Origin of the sequence: Enterococcus sp. RTP21361st1_A6_RTP21361_211029 (genome assembly GCF_040910045.1) — a bacterium.
GTDB lineage: Bacteria > Bacillota > Bacilli > Lactobacillales > Enterococcaceae > Enterococcus_D > Enterococcus_D gallinarum.
The window spans coordinates 1-16,655 of the sequence record NZ_JBDGBK010000028.1; the positions used below are offsets into that span (position 1 = coordinate 1).

The following is a 16,655-nucleotide window of genomic DNA, read 5'->3' on the forward strand; positions in this document are numbered from 1 at the left end:
CTCGGAGATGTGCGAGAATGGGAAGCCGCCGGTCATAAAGTAAAAACCTATCAAAGGATCAGGGCTCGTGAATTGTGGAATTTGATCACTTTTTGTGCCACGTACTCAGCTGAACCGGGTATCTTCTTTATCGATAATGCCAATAAAATGACCAATGCTACAGCCTATGGGCAAAAAGTGGTTGCGACGAATCCTTGTGGTGAACAGCCGTTAACACCTTATGCTGTATGTAATCTAGCAGCAGTCAATTTGGCAAACATGGCCGATCATCAAACGGGGACAGTTGATTTTGCTAAATTAAGAGAAACGGTTAAAACCGCGGTTCGTTTTCAAGACAATGTCATTGATGCGACCCCTTACTTCTTTGATAAAAATGAGCGCCAAGCGAAAGGTGAAAGACGTGTTGGACTTGGCATCATGGGCTTAGCCGATCTACTGATCTATTGTGAGAAAACTTATGGTTCAGCAGAAGGCAATCAATTAGTCGATCAGATTTTTGAGACGATTGCTATCACCGCCTATGAAGCCTCCATTGATTTAGCAAAAGAAAAGGGCAGTTTTCCATTTTTGATTGGGAAAGATGATCAAGAGACACAAGCATTACGAGAGAAGTTTATTGACACAGGGTATATGAAAAAAATGCCAGCCCATATTCGTGAAGGGGTGATGCAATTTGGGATTCGCAACTCACATCTTTTGACTGTCGCACCAACAGGATCGACGGGAACGATGACCGGTGTGTCAACAGGATTAGAGCCTTACTACTCCTTCTCCTATTTTAGAAGTGGCAGATTAGGCAAATTTATTGAGATCAATGCAGCAATCGTTGAAGAATATCTTGCGAATCATCCGGAACCAGACAAAGATCAGCTGCCAGACTTCTTCATTTCAGCAATGGAACTGTCCCCAGAAGAACATGTTGGTGTTCAATGTGCGATTCAACGCTGGGTGGATAGTTCGATTTCAAAAACTGTCAATGCACCGAAAGGGTATTCTGTAAGTCAGGTGGCGAAAGTCTATATGGATCTCTACGATGGTGGTGCCAAAGGCGGTACTGTATACGTGGATGGCAGCCGTGACTCACAAGTATTGACTTTGGAAGCAATCGACAATGAAATAAACACTCAAGTAGAACCAGCAGAAGATCAATTTACCACCCAAACGAATGAACCAGTGATTTCTGGTGACATTTGTCCCATCTGTCATGAAGGAACAATAGAAGAAATTGGCGGTTGTAGTACATGTACCAATTGTAAAATTCAATTGAAATGTGGTTTGTAAAAATAGATCATTAGTGATTGAAGAGATAAGAGATATACCTGTGTTTCAGTAAATATTTAGTATGTTTTTCGATGGATAAAAGAGTAGATTTTAATGACGTATGTCGGGAAGGAATAAATAAATGAAAAAATTGTTAGTCGTAATCGTGTTGTTAGGCGGATTATTTGTCACTAGTGGCTGTCAAGGAAATACGCGTACATCTTCAGAAAATACCCAAAATGCACAAAGTGTAGAAAGCACAGAACGTTCTGTTGATCAGAAACAATTAACAGCTACGATTGTTATCACGAATAAAGGTGAGGAAGTCACCTCAAAAGAAGTTGCTTTTCAAGAAAATGAATCACTACTGAAAGTAATGAAAGAAAACTTTACGATTGAAGAAAAAGATGGCTTTATCACTTCGATCGATGGAATGAGTCAAGATCAAAAGAACAATGTATTTTGGGTCTATACAGTCAATAATGAAATGAGTGATAAAGGTGCCCAAAATCTGCTTTTGAAAAAAGATGATACCATCACTTTTAATTTACAAGCATTCTGACTCACACGTTCGCGAGGTGTGACATAAGTTTTTCAACCGACGAACGTTCTGAATAATGAATTGAATGTTATATTGTGAAATTTGTGGGATTGTGCAATCAACGATTGACAAACGTTCAAAATCCAAGTAGATTTAATCAGGATGCTAAATTCTTTTATCAAAGTGATTTGTTTTATCAGATAAGAGAGGGTCTGGGAAAACGAGGTGGAAATAGTGAACCAAAAAGAAAAAATGCTTGAACTGATCAAAAAGAAACAAGGTGGTGGCCGATCGAAACAAATGGACACACCAAAAAATGATCGCAAGAATATGCGTAAAGGACCAAAGATTTACAATAAGTAATAAATGAGCACGACTCATTGAGTATAACTGCGTAAGGAAATCCTCCTTACGCAGTTTTTTGTCTCTTTTAGAGAGGGGTACCGACTGATTTTCTCAACACAAAGTACTCCTCGACTTCGCCGCTTTCCTTTTGTATGATTAAGGAAAAGAGAATAGGAACGGAGTGAGAAAATGAATGTGAAAGAGGCATTGATGGCTGGAGCAGAAAAAAGTATCTTTTTGAATGATATTGAAGTCGATCCGAAAACCATTAAAGCAGTATTGATCAATGAAGTCGTTCCCCTAGATCCAACAGATGATTTTTATGGGGCAACAGATGGCGCTTATCTTTCTACGACGTTGCCGTTGTTTCAACAAGCTGGGATCTATGTAGATTCTGCCCATGACTTATTGGATTTAGGGATTTATTTGACCAATGCGATCAAAACGCCAAAACACACGACGACAATTGAAACACAAACTATCACTGAAAATCTACCGCTATTAGAAAAAGAGTTGTCGTTATTTCCAAATATTGAAGTGATTATGCTAATGGGGGATGTCGCCAAAAAAGCCTTCAATCAAATCGCCAAAAAGCAGCAAAAAAAGAATGCGATTCCCTCCGTTGCAACATATAAAATACGCCAGAACGAAATCTACTATGGAAAGATCCGCTTATTGCCTTCTTATATTATGACAGGGAAGAATGTATTGATCGAAAAATCTAAAGTCACGATGGCAGCCGAGGATATCGCGAAAATGTATCAAGTGATTACGAAGGAATGATTTGATTAGCAGACGATCCCATGAGCTCGCAGGATGACAGATCTTCCGCTGAAATTATAGGACACACTGGTGTAAGGGACTTCCAGCGAACTCATGCGAACCTTTCTGTACAAGTATTTTCGGATCTGCTATACTTAAGGAAATCATTTACTGAAGGAGGAAAAGTCATGACAGCGGCAATGAAATTGTGGATCGATCTTTTGAATCATTAATTTAATACTATTCAAAAGTCTAGGTGATCGCGATTTCAAGGGATGAGTGTCTACTTTTCCAATTATTTATGAAGGGATAGCGCCAGGCTATGCCTTTTTTGTGTTTTCCTTTTTCCTAGACGAGAGAGGGAGATCATTCATGGAAACATTAACAGTCCAATTCAAACAGATCAAAAAACAATATGGCGCTAAAGAAGTTTTGTCAATTGAGGCGTTATCCGCCTATCATGGAGAACGAATCGGGATCATTGGTAGAAATGGTGAAGGAAAGTCAACACTGTTAAAATTAATTACTGGAGAAATCCAGCCTGATAGTGGCACGATTCAGACAACCACGACCTTTAATTATTTTGCCCAAATTGGAGGGATCGAGGATTCTTACGATTTTTCATCCGTTGACTGGGAAATCATTAGCCGCTTTTCGTTACCAAAACATTCAATGGATAGCTGGAGCGGTGGGGAAGCCGCAAAGTCACGATTGGTTCGAACACTATCGAACTATGAAATGGGTCTTTTGTTGGATGAACCTACCACCCATCTGGATCAGAAAAGTATTTCATTGCTTATTGAGGAGTTGAGGCATTACTATGGTACATTGCTTTTTGTCAGTCATGATCGGTTTTTCTTGAACCAATTAGCAACGAAAATTTGGGAAATTGATCAGGGGTGTGTACGGGAATATCACGGAAACTTTGATGCGTATAAACAGCAAAAGAAAATGGAATTACTGCATCAAAAACATGCGTTTGAAAGTCACTTGAAAGAAAAGAAGCGCTTGGAAGCGGCGATTGAAAGTAAACTTCAGCAAGCTGCAAAGATTAGTAAAGTCTCTAAAAAAATGCAGCAGAAAAATAGTCGTCCTGATCGATTGGCATCATCCAAACAAAAGGATACAATTCAAAAGAATCTTCATAAAACAGCAAAGGCAATGAAAAGCCGTTTGGATCATTTAGGTGAGCATCATTCATTGACTGAGCCGAGACAAATTATTTTTGCAGCACCAAAAGGCATAGAAATTCATAATCCTTATCCGATAAAAGGACACAACGTTTCAATTCAATATGAACAGAGAGTTTTGTTTGATGATTGTGATTTTCAATTTGGATTAGGAAAGCGTATCGCGATTGTAGGTGCAAATGGTTGTGGAAAAACGACTTTATTGAATCATATTTTAAATGATGGTAAAGGAATTGTCTTATCTCCTAAGGTAGTTTTTGCTAGTTACCAACAATTGTCCTATAAAATGACTGAATCGGAATCAATTCTTGTTTATTTAATGAAACAAACCGATTATTCTGAATCATTTGTCAGAAGTATTTTGCATAACCTTGGTTTTTATCAAACAGAAATTTTAAAGCCCGTAAAAAAATTGAGCGGAGGAGAAGCGACACGAGTTCAAATTGCGCTACTTTTTGTTAAACCAGCAAATGTTCTCATTTTAGATGAACCAACTAATTTTATTGATCTTCCTACGATTGTAGCCCTGGAAAAACTAATGAGGGATTATCTTGGAACAGTTATATTTACTTCTCATGATCAATTATTTGTTGATCGAGTTGCTAATGAGGTCTATCAAGTCGTCGATCAAAAACTTAAAAAAATCACTTAAACGTATGGCCATTTTCTTAATCGCATATGCTCGTAACGTTGAACGCAAAATCGTGAAAGGGTTTGCTGCAACTGCTTTAATGTGGTAAAGTATAGTCATAATTGAATGAACAGGTGATGAAGTTCGGCATAGCTGATAGTACACAATCAGTGCTATAGGTATGACTGGAAAAGAGTAAATAAAATCAATTGAACAGGCTAAAAATAACCGCTTTTGTAGGTTTATTTAAGTTGCCTAGCTATTGATTTTATCTTACTCTAACTTCTCTTTTCACGGAAGCGATGGGTAACCATCGCTTTTTTTTATTCTTTTATAGTAATCACGCAAAAGGAGGACCAAAGAAAACTATTCAGTTACACAAATAATCAATCAAAGGAGCAGAAAAATGCGAAACAAAATGAAAGACTTCATTAAACAGCCAAAAATCTATCAACAAACCGATACCCCATTCTGGACAGATGACTATATTTCTCAGAAAATGCTAGAAAATCATTTGGATCCGAGTATAGATGGGGCCAGTCGAAATCGGTCCTTTATCAAAAAATCTGCTAGCTGGATCTGTCAAAAAGTCCCACCAGCAGATTATCCAAGCCTTCTTGATCTAGGGTGTGGACCAGGGCTCTATTCAGAATTGTTTGCTGAATCTGGCTATCAAGTAACAGGGGTAGATTTCTCAAAGCGATCGATCGACTATGCAAAAGAGTCTGCACGAAAAAAAACAGTTGCCTATTTCCTACCTAAAACAAGACTACCTTGAGATGGAATTGACAGAAACTTTTGATTTGATCGTGATGATCTATTGCGACTTTGGTGCATTATCTGCAAACGATCGACATCTGCTGACAGCAAACATTTATCGCTGGTTGAAGCCTGGCGGAAAATTCTTGCTAGATGTCTTTAGTGCAACGAAATATGATCAGACTGTAGTGCAGCAATCATGGGAGTACTCAGAAGGAGCTGGCTTTTGGAGCGAGAACTCCTATCTTGCATTGAATAAGACCAGTAAATATCCCAACTTTGTCTGGCTAGATCAAACAATGGTGATCACTCAAGAGGATCAGATAACTTACAATGTGTGGACTAGTTGTTTTACAGAGCACTCATTGGCTGCCGAACTGGCTGCGGTTGGATTTAAAGAGTATCAGCTTTATAGCAACGTTTGTGGCGAAAGCTATACGAAAGAGAGTGAAACAATCGCGATGTTGCTAAAGAAGTAAACGGTAGGGTTACATTTTAGGGGACAATTCGCTAAAATGAAGAGGAGGGATAAAATGAAAAAAGTCTTATTGTTTCTGATGAAGCTTCCTTTTTCTGCCCATCAAATTAATGCAGATTTGTGAAGGAATATAGGGTAACAATCAAACAAGATTTGTTCAATAAATATAAAACTGCAGAAACATCGTTGAGAGGAGGCGTATCATGGAAGAATTACAAAAAATACCGAATGTAGGAAAGGTTCTTGCCGAACACTTGCATGCGATTGGCATCGATTCGGTGGAGAAAATGAAGTCTGCAACAGCAGAAACCATTTTTATGCGTATTCGTACCCAGCGGGATCCCGGGGCTTGTCTACACATGCTCTATGGGATTGAGGGAGCAATACAAGGAATTCCTAAAACGCAGATTTCAGCTGCGAGAAAGCAAGAATTGCGAACGTTTTTCCAGACTGTTTCTTGATTGATTTGCAAAAGGAGTCAAACCAATCAGATTTGTGATCTAAAACACAAAAAAGAAGGACCATACAATGCCTGACAACTTCCGTGAAAAACATTGGAAGTGTCTGATTGATTGTTCGGTCTTTTTTTTTTTTTAGGGCATAGCTTTATGCTAATTACCTTTAAGCAGTTCTCTCAAAGTAGGCATTTCTTGGACTTGGTATTTTTCTTTAAAGGCGGCGATTTCAGCTGCCGAAAATTTTTCTGGATCCAATTTCAATTCCTCTACAGGAAGTGGACGAGCATTTTCGATCTTGATATCAATAACTACAGGGCCGTTGCTGGTTTTTGCTGCATCAAAAGCAGGTGTTAGGTCTTCGTAACGAGTGATGGTATATCCTTTTGCACCAAGTGCTTCCCCAACTTTCCCAAAGTCTGCGCCTTCTAGAAAGACTCCAAATTTCTTTTGTTCGGTATCCTCTTGTTCTGCTTCAATAAATCCAAAAGAATCATTAGAGAAGACGATATTGACGATTGGTAATTGGTATTTGACTTGGGTCAAAATATCCTGCATTTGCATGGAGAAACCGCCATCCCCACTCAATGTAAAGACTTGGCGATCGGGGAAACTCAATTGGGCGGCAATTCCTCCTGGAACACCGTTCCCCATCGTAGCGAACCAGCCAGAAGTGGTAAAACGCTGTTCTCCTGTCATGTCTAAATGTCGAATACTGTTGATCGTCACATTTCCGACATCACTGACGAAAATCGCATTCGGCTCGGCAATGCGGTTAATTTCTTTGAAGATCGGTTCTGGACGAAGAGGAGCTTGTTGATTGGTGTCAAAGTGATGGCGCCAAGCATGCCAGCGAACAATGTTTTCTTGATTTGCTGCCAGCCATTGGTCTGCTGGTCGCTCGGTTCCTAGGGTGACCCATTGATTCAACGCAGTGATCCCATCGCCTAACACCGAGACATCTGTGTTGTGCCGACGTCCAAATTTCGAGGAGTCAATGTCAACTTGAACAAAATTGGCTTTCGGATTAAAGAAACGACGACCAAATGGAAAATCGCTCCCCACGAAGACAATCAGATCCGCTTCGGCTAGTGCTTCGTTCGCAGGTTTTGTGGCAACTCTTCCGGCAAAGCCAAGAAAATTTTTATACATATCAGGAACGATTCCTTTCGCCAAAACAGAAGCCGCAACTGGCATCGAAAAGAACTCAGAAAATTCTTTGATTGCTGAAAATCCGCCGAATACCCCTTGTCCAATATAAAGAACGGGTTTTTTTGCTTGTTCAAAATAGGGGAGGGCAGCTTTTAAGTCTGCTTCATTAGGTAGGATCACCCCAGTTTTATGGTTTTTGGCTGTGGCGATCTCTTGGGCTTCAATCTCTTTGAAGCCAAAATCAACGGGAATCGTCACGACAGCGACGCCCCGAAATTTATAAGCAGCCTTGATAGCTTCATCTACCACGTGTGGCAGACTTTCAGGGGACATGACCGTTCGATTGTAGATGCTGACATCTGCAAACATCGGATTTTCATTCATTTCTTGGAAATCATTGTAATTCATTGAACTTGATGCCACTTGACCGAGTAATGCTACTACGGGTACATTATCCATTTGAGCATCATACAATCCATTGATTAGGTGGGTAGCTCCAGGGCCTGCTGAACCAAAGACAGCCCCGACTTTACCAGTTAGTTTGGCATCAGCAGCGGCGGCGAGAGCACCTGCTTCTTCATGGCGAACTTGGATATAGCGAACGGATTCGCGTTCTTGGTATAGTGCATCCATTGTGGAATTAAATGAACCGCCGGGAATGCCATAAATGTGACCGATCCCCCAAGCCTCAAAGACTTTTACCATGGCGACACCTGCATTGATTTTTGTCATTTTCTTCACTCACTTTCTCCTCTTTCTTTCAGTATAAAGTATTCTAAAAAAGACAACAAAAAATGTGACTCGACTCACAAGGGAAACTCCCGGTTATCAGCAATCAAATTCAACAGAGGAAAAATAGTACAAAGAATAGAAAACCTGCAAAAAAAGATGCACCTGTGTCAGATGCATCTAAAATCATGGTACCCTTATTCAGTCATCAGAGGCTTGTTCGCTAAAAGCCCTAGAAGTATGCGATTCTTTATGAAACTAATTGGATAATTCTGTGATAAAACGAGCCGCGATTTCTTTGGGGCGGGTAATCGCACCGCCTACAACGATACCTGCAACCCCTAGACGCTGAACTTGTTTGGCTTGTTCAGGAGAATGAATTCTTCCTTCAGCGATGACGGGCAACTGTTCAGCAACAAGTTGTTGGATCAGTTCGAGATCGGGTCCATCTGTTGGCTCACGGTCTTTGGTATAACCCGCTAATGTTGTGCCAACAAAATCGACCCCAGCTTGGTAAGCATTGCGGCCTTCTTCAAAAGTCGCAATATCTGCCATCAGCAGCTGGTCAGGATACTTTTCTTTGATTTTTTTGATAAATGCATTGATGGTTAGACCATCGTGCCTTTTTCGCAAAGTACAATCCAGCGCAATGACTTCGACACCGGTTGCAACTAATTCATCTACTTCGCGCATCGTAGCAGTGATGAACGGTTCTTCAGGTAGGTAGTCTCTTTTTATGATACCGATGATTGGCAAGGACACTTTTTCTTTGATTTGCTGGATGTCTCGTACAGAGTTGGCACGAATTCCGACCGCACCTGCTTCTTGAGCTGCCACCGCAAAAAGAGGGATCACGCCGCCTTCTTCGGTATAAAAGGGTTCCCCTGGAAGAGCTTGACAAGAAACGATCAAGCCACCAGATATTGCTTGTAAAAATTCTGTTTTGTTCATGGATACAGACTCCTTTTCTCGATTTGGTAGCTAGCGCTACGAATGCTACTAAGTTGATTTTGTCAATTTTGTTAATTTTTCAATTAAGTCAGCTATTCAAAGCGGCTTCTACCTTTGACTTCTTCAAAGGGACTATAGCATGGAAAAATGGCTTTTGTAAATGATTTCTCTCGGAAGCAGTCAAACGGCCAATGACTGCGAGGGCTGTGAAGATCCTTCTCGTTTTACTGAAAACCGCCGCTCATTCTCAAAAGGAACACTTCAAGCAAGAAACAAAATAAGTTTAGGGCTTTTTCTCATCAAAAAAGCTTTCCCAGAATTCAGATTCTGCACTGAGACAGAAATGATTCTGGGAAAGCACTTTTCAGTTGCAATTATTTTGTAGCGGCTCGTTTGAAAACAGGAATTTCATTATTAGAGCCATAATCATTCATAGTGATTTCTTTTAAGCGAGTCAGATCTTCTTCTGAAATTGTAAAAGCAACATCGGCGTTGTTCTTCATATGTTCCATGGATACTGTTTTTGGTAAAGGAAGGAGATCTAGTTGGAGACAATAGCGAATCGCTAGCTGCGGTACTGATACATGATATTTTTTAGCCAAAGAACGAAAGGGGCCCGCAAACATTTATTAGTCGAAGAATGAGAAAATTTGCGGCAACGTTTTGAGGAACTAAAAGGGACTTTGAATCGTTTAGATAACAAAATCAAGTACTATGACGAGCAATGGCAAGAGTAAGGATTGCTGCATTCCCGAAAGACGAAGGGCGTGCAGCAGTCCTTTATTAACTATTGTTTGTTTTCTCAGAGATTACGGTATTTATCAATGTCCAATGGCTGGTTTTCCGGTAATAATTCGTAGTCAAGCTGATTCGATTCATCATCATGGATAATGTGCAGCAATTGGTTTGAATCCTTGATGGGTCCTAGGCTGATAATAGTAAATCGGTCATTGATTACTTCCAAATTCTGGAGTGCCCCTGTAAAAACTTTACGTATATGGTGCGCAGTTTTTATTTTTTCCTCTGCTTTTTCTACCGCTTTTGTTAAAGTAAAGCCTTCATCAAGGAAACGTTTGATCAACTCAACTTTGATCACCGTGGGCAGTCGATATTTACGTGGCGCATTTTCTTCTTGAGGAACGGATTGGATAAGGCCTTTTTGTTCCCAGTAACGCAATTGACGCGGAGAGATTTCACACATTCGGCTAAGCTCGCTGATCCCTACCAGCAAATTGTCATTTTCTAATAATTTACGAAAGGTTTGAGACATGCTTTCTCCATTCTTGTAAAGGTATTTGTTTATATTGTAACTTGTTTTACTTTTGTGTCAAGTAGGTTGACAAATAAGTGGGAAAGTTTTAAAGTGTATAGTGCTGTTGAAAAATTTTGTGAAAAGAGTGTGAAATATGACAAATAATCGTCCTTTAGATATATACGGTAAACCGTACAATCGTTCTTTATTGGTTGTCGTTTTGCTGATCGGTACGTTTTGTACAGTATTGAATCAAACATTACTGACGACTGCCTTTCCAACCTTGATGAATGCCTTCGATATTACGGCTTCTGATGTTCAATGGTTGACGACCGGATTCTTGCTTGTTAATGGGATCATGATTCCAATTACCGCTTGGCTGATTAATAAATTCAATTCGAAAAATTTGTATTTAACTGCCATGACGATTTTCTTAATTGGTACAATTGCTTGTTTTGCAGCACCTAATTTTTCGATCTTACTATTAGGTCGTTTGATTCAAGCTGCCGGTGTTGGTATCTCCATGCCGTTGTTGCAAAATATCATGTTATCGATCTTTCCGCCAGAAAAACGCGGTTCTGCAATGGGAATGTCGGGGATCGTTATTGGGTTGGCACCAGCTTTAGGCCCAACACTATCCGGCTGGATCATTGACCACTATACTTGGCGCTATTTGTTTGGAATGGTCATTCCAATCGTTATTTTAGTATTGATCTTAGCTGTCTTCTTGATGAAGAGTGTTATCGAGCTGTCTCATCCGAAAATTGATATTTTTTCTGCCATTCTTTCAACCATCGGTTTCGGAACATTGTTGTATGGTTTTTCCAGTGTCGGAGACAAGGGCTGGGGAAGCGTGGAGGTCATTAGTTTCTTAGTAGTTGGGGTCTTGTTTATCGCCTTTTTTGCTTGGCGACAATTGCACATCGAGCATCCATTTTTGGAATTACGCGTCTTTTCATCGAAAACATTCACATTAGCGGCCATTCTTTCAGGTGTGACCAATATGGCCTTGGTGGGCGCAGAAATGGTCTTGCCTTTATATATCCAAAATATTCGGGGAGAATCTGCCTTTCATTCTGGTTTGATGCTTTTACCTGGGGCATTGGTAATGGGGGCGATGATGCCGATCACTGGGGCAATTTTTGATAAGTATGGGGCAAAGCGTTTAGCTATTACCGGTATGTTCATTTTGACTGCTGCAACATTGCCTTTTGCCTTTTTAACAAAAGACACACCGATCTTGCATATCGTCATTCTTTATGCGATTCGTATGTTTGGGATTTCCATGGTTATGATGCCAGTTACTACTTCTGGTATGAATGCTTTGCCAGGAAACTTGATCAGTCATGGTACAGCAGTTAATAATACTTTCCGTCAAGTTGCCAGCTCAATTGGAACGGCGATTTTGATCAGTGTCTTATCAAATGTAACCAAAGGAAATCTTCCAAGTGAGGGCTTGTTGAAGGCAACACCGCTTGCTTACAAAAAAAAAGCGATCGAAGCAACGCTTTCTGGTTATCATGCTGCTTTTTATGTCGCTGTTGTCTTTGGCTTTTTAGGCTTTTTGATTGCCTTTGCATTGAAGAAAAAAGAGCCTCAGTTGACTGTTCTTAAAGGAGGTGACGGCAAATGATGTTAGTGATTGTCGTCATCAGTGTAATTGCCTTTGCGTTATTAAATGTTTTTGCCAAAAATAAAGTCCAAACTGTTATTTCACTTCTCTTTGGTTTGGTTTTTGTCTTAAGCTTAACAGCAATGATGGCCAATCTATCCGCACATTTTGGAATGGAAAAAACCACCACAACGACTACACAGCCGTTAGTTTCAAGCAGTGACAATGATCAGTTGCCAATGCTGTTGTATCAACCTTTGGGTGATGGAACTGAGAAAATCTATTTGTACCGCACAGATGAGTCGCAAAAGAAACCAAAACAAACAAGAATGGACCATGTGACGAATCATGTCGTCGAAGATGCCAAATCGGCACAAAAAGAAACGAAAACGACCCGTTGGACGTATAAAAATGATTTTTATCGTTTCTTGTTTGGAATAGCTGGGAATGATGAAGAGTTTATTCGTGAAAAGAATACGTTCTCTCTTCCAGATTCTTGGACTCTCTTAACTGTTGATCAAGCGAAAAAACTAGCCAGTCTTGTTGAAAACCAACAAGAAGCGATGAAAACAGAAGCACAAACTTTTGTTCAAGAGAAGATGCAAGCCGCTTTGATGGCTGACCCAACAATGGATGCTGCGGAACAAAAAGCAAAAATCAGTCAATTCACTGCAGAATTTCAAAAAGAAGCAATAGCAAAACTGATTCAAGAAGCAAAAAAAGAATAAAAAAATCCCTCTGCTCCAAGAGAGTGAATCACTCCCAAAAGTTAGCTTTTATGGCTAACTTTTGGCGAATGGTTCAATCACTCTAGTTGCAGAGGGATTTTTTGTTGATTAAAAAGTGAACTGCTCAATGCGATCAAAGGCTTCTTTTAGCATTGGCATTGATTGCGTAGCAGCTAAACGGACATAATGATCACCAGTCGTCTCACCAAAAGCTTTACCGGGAATCATTAGCACGCTAGTATCTTTTAAAAGTTTTTCAACGAAAGTAACAGAATCCAAGCCAGTTTTTTCTATGTTGATGAAGGCATACATACTTCCTTTGACAGGAGACAAAGAAAGAAAAGGAATAGTAGCGACTCGTTGCTGAATGTAACTTAGCCGTTTTTTGAAGGTTTCCACGACTGCTGGAACAAGTTCGTCGTAGTGATTCAACGCATAGATTCCCGCTCGTTGTGAGGGGGTAGGAGCAGAATAAGCAATACTTTCATTAATCAACTTGGCTGTCTGATTGATGGATAAAGGAGCGATCATGTAACCAATCCGCCAGCCAGTCATAGCAAAAGCTTTTGAAAAACTGCTAAAAGTAATCGTCCGCTCAGGCGCAAAAGTGGCCATAGGAACAAACTCTTCCATAAAACAAAAGGCTTCGTACACTTCATCTGACAAGATCAACAAATCATTTTCTTCGGCAACTTCAGCAATTGCTTTAAAAGTTCTCGGCGAAAAGACAGCACCAGTGGGATTGTTGGGAGAATTAATGATAATGGCTTTTGTTTTGTCGGTAATCGCTGCTTTTAATACATCAATAGCGATCTGAAAACCATCTTTTTCAAAGGTAGGGATGAAAACCGGGCTTCCGCCAGCCATTTCAACTTGCTGCTTATAAGGAGAAAAGTAAGGCTCATGGATAATTACTTCATCTCCAGGATCCAAGATCGCGCACAAGGCAAGATACATGCCATGTAACGCACCAACTGAGGCCCGTACTTGATCGTTGGCGAAAGTCAATCCATAATGGGTCTGATAAAAATCGACAACAGCTTGAATAAAATCGGAACTACCATCAGAAGCCGTGTATTTTGTATGTCCATTTTTGACGTCCGTAAAAGCGGCAGCAATGATCGACTGATCAGTAATCAAATCAGGATCGCCGATGGACAGATCTATCAAATTTGGTGTTTTCTTGGCAATCGTTGCAATGTCCATTAGTAAATTTTCTTCGGGTGTTTGAAATCGTTGTGCAATCATCGACTGTTTCATAGGTTCATCTCCATTTTTTATAGTACTTTTCTTAAAAAATCTTGTGTGCGGCTATTTTGCGGATGGTCAAAGATCGCTTCAGGTGTTCCTTGTTCTTGAATGACACCGTCAGCCATAAAGATCACGCGATCCGCTACTTGCTTGGCAAAGCCCATCTCATGAGTCACAACGACCATCGTCATGCCTTTCTCGGCAAGTGCCTGCATCACCGCTAATACTTCACCAACCATCTCCGGATCAAGTGCAGAAGTCGGTTCATCAAAAAGCATCACATCTGGATCCATAGCCAACGCACGAGCAATAGCTACTCGCTGTTGTTGCCCACCAGATAAACTTGCAGGATAGCTAGTCGCTTTGTCTGCTAATCCAACTTGTTCCAAAAGTGCGTAGGCTTTTTTCTCAGCGGTCTCTTGATCTTGTTTTTTTACTTTTATGGGGCTGATGGTGATGTTCTCCAAAACTGTTTTATGAGGAAACAGATTAAAGTTTTGGAATACCATACCCATTTTTTGACGAATTTGATCGATCACAATCTCTTTAGCCAAAAGATCGTTTCCTTCAAATTCGATTTGACCACTGGTAGGTTGTTCTAAAAGATTCAAACAACGCAGAAAAGTACTTTTGCCACTTCCAGAAGGTCCAATGATCACAACGACTTCACCCGCGGAGATTTCAAGATCGATCTCTTTCAGAACTTCTGTCGCACCAAAATTTTTTAAAAGTTTTTTTACGCTAATCACTTGTTTTCATTCTCCTTTCTGCAACTCCTAGTAATCGTGAAAGAGCAAAAGTCAAGACAAAATAAATCAAGGAAACAATCACGTATGGTAGGAAAGGTTTGAAACTGGCACCTTGGACGACCCCTGTTTGGAAGATCAATTCGGAGACACCAATGACAGAGACAACAGAAGACTCTTTGATGACTGTCACAAATTCATTGCCGAGAGCAGGTAAAATGTTCTTGATGGCTTGCGGAAAAATAATGAAGCGCATCGCTTGAACTTGATTCATTCCTAATGAACGGGCTGCCTCCAACTGACCTTTGTTGACCGCATTGATCCCCGCACGAATGATTTCAGCCACATAGGCGGCACTATTAAGTGCAAGAGCGATACAACCTGCCGTTAATTTGGATAAATCCAGACCTAGTACGCCAGTCCCAAAATAAACGATAAAGATCTGTACTAAGAGCGGGGTACCTCTCACGTATTCAATATAAACAATCGCAATCCAACGCAAAATTTTTGACGCAGAAAGTTTCATAAATGCCAGTAGACTACCAGCAATCGAGCCAAAGAGTACACCGACAAAGGCTAAAAAAATAGTATAACCGGCTCCTGAGAGATAAAAGGGCAGATATTTGCTAAAGAAGCCTTCTTCAGGTGCTCCTGTTTCTTCATTGAACATTAGAGCATAGGCTTCATCTTGATATTGACTCAATAGATCGTTATCGACAATCGTCTTGATGGAAGCATTGATTTTTTCCAGGAGCAGCGGCGCCTCTTTTGAAATAGCAATTGCTGTTTCTTTCGTACCTTTCTCAAAGACCACATCGTCGGCAATTGCTAAGTTATCATTTGATTGAACATAGGCTTCCGCCACAGGACCTTCCATCACAACAGCATCCACTTTTTTTGAGTTTAAATTTGTGATCAGATCCGGAACTTTTTGCAAAGAGGTTACAAGTGAGCCGGACAACTCATTCTTAGCTAATTCTTCTTGTGTGGTTTGTTTTTGAGCACCGACAGCTACACCGTTGAAATCTGCTGTTGATTGAAACCGGTTCTGATCTTCTTTTCGAACAATCACTTTTTGTTGGACTTCCATATAAGTGTCAGAAAAGTTGACTTCCTTTTTACGTTCATCGGTAGCAGCCATCCCCGAAATGACAAGATCGATTTTTCCAGTTTTTAATGCTCCTAACAGCGCATCGAAACCTAATTCTTCAATTTTAAGATCGACACCTAGATCATCAGCGATTTTTTTGGCAATTGATAGATCAAAGCCGACAATTTCGTCTTTGCCATCAATCGTGGCATGAAATTCATAGGGGGCATAATCCGCAGATAAGCCAACGATCAATGCACCATTTTGTTTTATTTTTTCATAGACGGGATCTGTTGTTTCAGCGTGTACCAGTTTTGTGGTAACACAAAAGAACAGGACGATCAGTATCATTGTTGAAGCGAACCATTTACACATCTTTTTCATTCAATTACTCCTTTTTTGTTTTAAAATACAATAATAGCTTGAATTATGTATAAAAATACAACAAACGTTAGAAATATCGTATCATACCTTTGTGGGAAGTCAATCCCTTTCTTGGAAAAATCACGAAATATATTTGAGTTTTCAGAAAAAACAGTGTTTTCTATAAGTTTACAGGTTGAATTGTTTTTTACAAATTTGTAATATAAGAAAATTTGTTTCAGAAAATTTCCGGAAATTATGAAAATATTTAAGATTCATTCGGCTTTTTTGATTAGCTTAAAAGAAACTTGTAACAGTTAATCGATCTTCTGTTTACTATTAAAGCCTTATTTAGCAAGG

16 protein-coding genes and 1 pseudogene are annotated in these 16,655 nt (G+C 40.0%); 10 read left to right on the forward strand and 7 right to left on the reverse strand.

Going from position 1 to position 16,655, the window contains the following annotated elements; genetic code table 11:
- The 8 genes and pseudogenes from AB5Z52_RS07020 to AB5Z52_RS07055 all read left to right on the forward strand — a co-directional run.
- A pseudogene (locus AB5Z52_RS07020) lies at window positions 1-1,281 on the forward strand (ribonucleotide-diphosphate reductase subunit alpha); the annotation flags it as partial.
- A gap of 121 nt (window positions 1,282-1,402) precedes the next feature.
- Window positions 1,403-1,822 carry a DUF4430 domain-containing protein gene (locus AB5Z52_RS07025; RefSeq protein ID WP_041120254.1) on the forward strand — a complete coding sequence of 140 codons (420 nt, stop codon included), beginning with the start codon at window positions 1,403-1,405 and terminating at the stop codon, window positions 1,820-1,822.
- Between the two features lie 213 nt (window positions 1,823-2,035).
- Window positions 2,036-2,164: a hypothetical protein gene (locus AB5Z52_RS07030; RefSeq protein ID WP_005472549.1), complete on the forward strand. Its 129-nt coding sequence runs from the start codon at window positions 2,036-2,038 to the stop codon at window positions 2,162-2,164.
- Between the two features lie 171 nt (window positions 2,165-2,335).
- On the forward strand, window positions 2,336-2,929 hold the full coding sequence (locus AB5Z52_RS07035) for a uracil-DNA glycosylase family protein (RefSeq protein ID WP_041120252.1): 594 nt from the start codon (window positions 2,336-2,338) through the stop codon (window positions 2,927-2,929).
- Between the two features lie 351 nt (window positions 2,930-3,280).
- On the forward strand, window positions 3,281-4,750 hold the full coding sequence (gene abc-f / locus AB5Z52_RS07040; RefSeq protein ID WP_086269215.1) for a ribosomal protection-like ABC-F family protein: 1,470 nt from the start codon (window positions 3,281-3,283) through the stop codon (window positions 4,748-4,750).
- A gap of 385 nt (window positions 4,751-5,135) precedes the next feature.
- A complete protein-coding gene (locus tag AB5Z52_RS07045; RefSeq protein ID WP_288551519.1) occupies window positions 5,136-5,507 on the forward strand; it encodes a bifunctional 2-polyprenyl-6-hydroxyphenol methylase/3-demethylubiquinol 3-O-methyltransferase UbiG in 372 nt (123 codons plus the stop codon).
- Between the two features lies 1 nt (window position 5,508).
- Entirely contained in the window at window positions 5,509-5,967 is a 459-nt protein-coding gene (locus tag AB5Z52_RS07050; RefSeq protein ID WP_288551518.1) for a class I SAM-dependent methyltransferase, read from the forward strand.
- A 202-nt stretch (window positions 5,968-6,169) separates the two neighbouring features.
- A complete protein-coding gene (locus tag AB5Z52_RS07055; protein WP_003127255.1) occupies window positions 6,170-6,427 on the forward strand; it encodes a TfoX/Sxy family protein in 258 nt (85 codons plus the stop codon).
- Window positions 6,428-6,577: 150 nt separating this feature from the next.
- On the opposite strand, the gene spxB is transcribed toward AB5Z52_RS07055, so the two are convergent.
- The 4 genes from spxB to AB5Z52_RS07075 all read right to left on the reverse strand — a co-directional run bounded on the left by spxB (window position 6,578) and on the right by AB5Z52_RS07075 (window position 10,523).
- Window positions 6,578-8,305, reverse strand: a complete 1,728-nt coding sequence (gene spxB / locus AB5Z52_RS07060; RefSeq protein ID WP_288551520.1) for a pyruvate oxidase — start codon at window positions 8,303-8,305, stop codon at window positions 6,578-6,580.
- 255 nt (window positions 8,306-8,560) lie between these two features.
- Entirely contained in the window at window positions 8,561-9,253 is a 693-nt protein-coding gene (locus tag AB5Z52_RS07065) for an N-acetylmannosamine-6-phosphate 2-epimerase (protein ID WP_003127257.1), read from the reverse strand.
- Window positions 9,254-9,627: 374 nt separating this feature from the next.
- Window positions 9,628-9,855 carry an aldo/keto reductase gene (locus tag AB5Z52_RS07070; RefSeq protein WP_229073607.1) on the reverse strand — a complete coding sequence of 76 codons (228 nt, stop codon included), beginning with the start codon at window positions 9,853-9,855 and terminating at the stop codon, window positions 9,628-9,630.
- A gap of 200 nt (window positions 9,856-10,055) precedes the next feature.
- On the reverse strand, window positions 10,056-10,523 hold the full coding sequence (locus AB5Z52_RS07075) for a MerR family transcriptional regulator (RefSeq protein WP_003127260.1): 468 nt from the start codon (window positions 10,521-10,523) through the stop codon (window positions 10,056-10,058).
- Between the two features lie 136 nt (window positions 10,524-10,659).
- On the opposite strand from AB5Z52_RS07075, the gene AB5Z52_RS07080 reads away from it, so the two are divergent.
- A complete protein-coding gene (locus AB5Z52_RS07080; RefSeq protein ID WP_086269213.1) occupies window positions 10,660-12,138 on the forward strand; it encodes an MDR family MFS transporter in 1,479 nt (492 codons plus the stop codon).
- A complete protein-coding gene (locus tag AB5Z52_RS07085) occupies window positions 12,135-12,845 on the forward strand; it encodes a DUF4811 domain-containing protein (RefSeq protein ID WP_021150917.1) in 711 nt (236 codons plus the stop codon). Before AB5Z52_RS07080 ends, AB5Z52_RS07085 begins: the two co-directional genes overlap by 4 nt.
- Window positions 12,846-12,953: 108 nt before the next feature.
- Here AB5Z52_RS07085 and AB5Z52_RS07090 read toward each other — a convergent pair whose 3' ends face one another.
- From AB5Z52_RS07090 to AB5Z52_RS07100, 3 genes are read right to left on the reverse strand one after another with little or no spacing between them, the layout of a single operon-like run.
- On the reverse strand, window positions 12,954-14,105 hold the full coding sequence (locus AB5Z52_RS07090; protein ID WP_288551517.1) for a pyridoxal phosphate-dependent aminotransferase: 1,152 nt from the start codon (window positions 14,103-14,105) through the stop codon (window positions 12,954-12,956).
- Between the two features lie 17 nt (window positions 14,106-14,122).
- Complete coding sequence (locus tag AB5Z52_RS07095) at window positions 14,123-14,845, reverse strand: amino acid ABC transporter ATP-binding protein (protein ID WP_003127265.1); 723 nt, start codon at window positions 14,843-14,845, stop codon at window positions 14,123-14,125.
- Window positions 14,838-16,316 (reverse strand): ABC transporter permease subunit, encoded by a 1,479-nt coding sequence (locus tag AB5Z52_RS07100; RefSeq protein WP_041120246.1) that lies wholly within the window; start codon window positions 16,314-16,316, stop codon window positions 14,838-14,840. Before AB5Z52_RS07100 ends, AB5Z52_RS07095 begins: the two co-directional genes overlap by 8 nt.
- Between the last annotated feature and the right edge of the window lie 339 nt (window positions 16,317-16,655).